General features: G+C 36.1%; 1 pseudogene. It reads left to right on the top strand.

The window, feature by feature from the left end:
* Positions 1 to 4,964, top strand: a pseudogene (locus F7018_RS18090) (hypothetical protein); the annotation flags it as partial.

A 4,964-nucleotide genomic window follows, 5' to 3' on the forward strand; every position in this document is an offset into this window, starting at 1 on the left:
TTTACAGGATTAGCTTCAGATACATATGAAGTTATCATAACTGATGCAAATGGATGTGCAACAGCTGCTTCAACAGTAACAGTTGCAGCGCCAACAGCGTTAGCAGGAGGATCAGCAACAGCTACAGATTTAGCATGTAACGCTGCAGGAGGTACAATATTAGGAGGAATAACATTTACAGCACCAACTGGAGGAACTCCAGCATATACGTATTTTTATAGAGTAAATGGAGCACCTTTACCAAACCCATTCATACAAGTAACAGGGACTTCAGTATCTAATTTAGCAGCAGGTACTTATAATACAAGAGTAGTAGACGCAAACGGTTGTATCTTAGATTTAAATAACGTTGTTATAGATCCATTACCAACAGCACCAACTTTCGGAACACCAACTATTGTATATAATTGTGATGGAACAGGAAATGTAACCATTACACCAACACCAGCAGGAGCTTATACTTATAGTTTAGACGGTGGAGCTCCACAAGCAACAGCTACTTTCAATAATGTTGCAGTAGGTCCACATACAATAACAGTAGGTTATGGAAGTGCTTGTACAATAGATGTTTCAGTAAATGTTGAACCTAATAATGCATTTGATGCTACAATTACTGCTAGTACAGGAAATAATTGTAATGCTTCAAATGATGGAACAATTACAATTGAAGCAATCAACGTTACAGGTAATTTTGATTATTCAACAGATGGAGGAACTAACTGGAATACTACAACTTCAAATCCGTTTACAATAACAGGTTTATCAGCAGGTAGTCAAACTGTAATGGTAAGACCAGATAATAGTTCACCAGCAGCATGTACTAGAACAATAGGCACTGTAATCTTAGCAGACCCTACAGTTTTATCAGTCACGGCAGCAATAACAAAAGAAGCGAGTTGTGCAGCACCAACAGGAGCAACAATTGAAGCTACACCTGCTGGAGGAACAGCACCATACAGATATAATATAAATGGAGGAGCTTGGCAAACATCACCTGTATTTACAGGGGTTGCAGCAAGTGGAACAGCCTATACTATTAATATAGAAGATGCAAACAATTGTACTTCTTCGGCAACAGTAACTGTAAACTCACCATCAGCGGTAGCGTTTGATGTTGTGCCACAAGTATGTTATGATGGAACAAATGGAGAATTAGTAGTTACAGTTACTTCAGGTGGTGGTAATTACCAATTTAGTTTAAATGGTGGACCATTACAAGGATCAACAACTAATACTTATACATTTACAGGTTTAACAAACGGAACTTATAGTGTAACTGTACAAGATGGCTTAGGTTGTTCAACAACAACAAATAACCATATAATAAATCCTCAATTATTAGCAACAGCAACAGTTACAGATGCAAGTTGTAATACAGGGCAAATATTAGTAAATCCAACAGGAGGAGCAGGTAGTTATGTGTTCTCTTTAGTGGCTGCAAATGCTGTGCAACCAGCTGATGGGACATTTAATAATACAAATCCAATAGCAACTGGAAATGGTACATATGATGTATATGTAAGAGATAATAATGGAACAGCTCCATATTGTCAATTTATTATAGAAGATGTAGTAGTTAATCAAATACCAAATGTAGCTATTGTAAGTCCTATTACTGTGAATCAACCTACATGTAATGGTGATACGGGAAGTATTGATTTACAAATAAATAATGGACAAGGACCACATACAATAGTTGTAACAAATGGATTAGGCCCAGTAACTACAGTTAATAATTTTACAGGAACAAGCACAAGTTTCAATAATTTAGTAGCAGAAACTTATACAATCACCATAACTGATGCGTTGGGATGTTCTGATACAGAAACAGTAACATTAACTAATCCACCAGCATTAACAGCAACTCTTACACCAATATTACCTACTTGTGGAACACCATTTGCAGGAAATGAAGCGTTGTTTGGATTCCAATTTACAGGCTATCCAACTGTAGCACCATATACGTTAGAATTTAGTGATGATGGTGGGGCAACTTGGCAAACTTCAGATAGTTTTACAGGAATTAATTCGGGTACAACAGTAAATCCTGTTATTAGAGTATTAGATACTGATGGAGTAACAGTTCGTTGTATAGAAAGTCTTGGAGCTTATGAAGTGCCGTATACTGTTGAAGGATTGATAGTTAACCCAGTAACAAATCCAGGAACTTGTGTTGGAGGTTTCAGTGTAACCGTTGAAGCAATAGGAGGAGTTGGTCCTTTTAGGTTTATTCTAAACGACCCAACAGTACCAGTTGGAGCATGGTTACCACCAGATACAACAAGTCCAACACCACCAGCTCAAGATAGAACAAGAACTTTTACAGGATTAATACCTGGTTTAAATTATGATTTCTATGTAGTTGATTTAAATGAAAATGCAGCAGGAGCAGTTGTTGGAGATCCTTCAGATGATTGTATTAAGCAAAACATAGAAAATATTTATGATGTATTTGCACCATCTGTACCTATTTCAAGTACAGTAAATAATAATCAGTGTAATGGAGCAAGTAATGGAGAAATAACTTTTACAATAGACAACACTTCTGGAGATTTAATTCTTCCTTTTAATTGGACTTTATACAAGAGAAATCCAGTTACGAATATTGGTACAGCAGTAACTAATAATGTAGGAGAAACAAGTTTAACTATTACAACAGGCGGACTAGATGCAGGAGATTATTATATTCAATTAAGTAATACAACAGGAGGACCGCCAGTATGTCAGTTTGGAAGTTTAGATGTAACAATTGATGAAGGTTTGCCAATATCTGGTACTTTAAATGCTGTTAATAATATTACTTGTGATGTTGATGGTCTTGTTAGAATTGAAAATATTTTAGGAGGTTTTGGAGGTTATACTTATGCAGCAACTGTTTATGAAACAGGAAATGCAGGTAATACAGTTGCACATACATTAACAGGTAATACAATTACAGTTAGTGATACAGCTGCTAATGCAGCAGGAGCAACTTCAGTAGACGTAGAAGTACTAGTTACCGACAGTAGTGGATGTACAACTAATTTAGGACCTGTAACAATAACCTTAAGTCCTTCTCCTACAGTAGCAACGGTACCTAATAGTTGTGATGCAAATAAAACAATAACGATTACAGCAGGAAGTGGAACACCACCATACCAATACTCTACAGATGGAGGTACAACATATAGTACTCCTACAACTAGTACAACATATTTAGCAGAAGGATTAACTCCTGCAAGTTATAATGTAATAGTAAGAGATGCGAATGGTTGTACAAGTCCTACAGTAGCAACAACTATACAAGCACCATTAGACTTTACATTAGTTCAGACTAAAAATATTGATTGTTCTGGTACACCAGAAGCTGTAGTAGAAATTAATGTAACTTCAGGTTCAGCATTAGCTAATTATGAATATGAAGTAGCAGGACCGAGTGCAGTAGTTGCAAGAACAGCTTTAGGAACAAATCCTTTAACTTTCAATCCAACAACAGCAGGAACGTATACTGTAACTGTTTATGATACAGCTGAAACACCAAATTGTTCAGTAACAAAAACAATAGATATTGCAGCAAGAGTTGAGCCTAACTTTACAGCAGCAGCTACAGTAAATGATATTTGTGATGGAGCAAGTACAGGAGAAATTACAGTAACTACTATAGATAATGGAATTTTACCATTAAACTATACTATTACTCCAGATCCAGCGGCAGCAGGAACGATTTCTTCAGCAGCAGGAGTTGTATTTAGTAATTTACCAGCAGGTAATTACACAATTAGAGGAACTTCAACTGTAAATAGTTGCTTTACAGAACAAATAGTAGAAATTAGAGATTTAAATCCAATTGTACCATCAACGCCAGATGTAGCAGAGTTTGCATGTACAACAGGAAATGTTGTAAATAGTGCTACTGTGACATTACCAGCAGGAACAACAGGTGGAACAGGTACATATACTAGAGTAGTATTTACATATACACCAGCAACAGGAGCAGTAGAAACTCAAGATAGTGCTAGTTTAAGTTTTACGACAACAAATACTTCTGGAGGACCAGTAACCATTGTTGTATATGATGACCAAGGATGTTCTTCAGCAACAGTTAATGAAACTATAGCAGCCTTTAATGCAATTAGCTCACCTATAGTAACAGTAGATAATGATATTCCTTGTAATACTGGAGTAGGTGAAGATATTACAGTTACTTTTACATCGGTAGCAGCAGTAACTGCAAATATTACAATTGAAGGAATTAACGGAACTGTGTATGCAGCAGTAACAAATACAACAGGAGATTTTGATAATTTACCTACTGGAGAGTATAAAATAACGATTGAAAATCCAACAACTGGATGTGAGTTAGAAACTTTCCATACTGTTGGAGTAGCACCACAGTTTGATATTTTAATATCAGATGTAACTAATGAAACATGTAGAACAAATGATGATGGTAGTGCATTATTAGATTTTAGTCCAGCTACACCATATGCAGGAAGTTATAATTATACAGTGTATCATGCAGCTACAAATGCAATTGAAAGAACGGTTAATGGATTAACAGGAAATTCTTCAATAGCAAATTTAGCAGCAGGTGAATATTATGTAATTGCTACATTAACTTCAACAGGAGCGCCTTTCTGTACAGCAAGGTCAGCAAACTTTACAATTGAAGAACCAGCAAATCCATTATTAGTTAACGGAGTAGTAAATCCACCAGTAAGTTGTAATGGAGGATCAGACGGAACAATAACTGCCAGTGCAACTGGAGGTTGGGGAAGTTACCAATATCAGTTAGAAGATTTAGCTAATAATGTAATTGGAGGTTATACCTATAGTAATAACAATGTATTTACAGGATTGGCTCCAGGAGACTATAGAATTAGAGTAAGAGACGGTAATGGATGTCCTAGATCTCAAGACATTAATATACCAGATCCAACACCGGTAACATTCACAGTAGCTGAGAATGACAATGTTTGTGATTC

The organism is Tenacibaculum aiptasiae (genome assembly GCF_008806755.1).
Classification (GTDB): Bacteria; Bacteroidota; Bacteroidia; order Flavobacteriales; family Flavobacteriaceae; genus Polaribacter; species Polaribacter aiptasiae.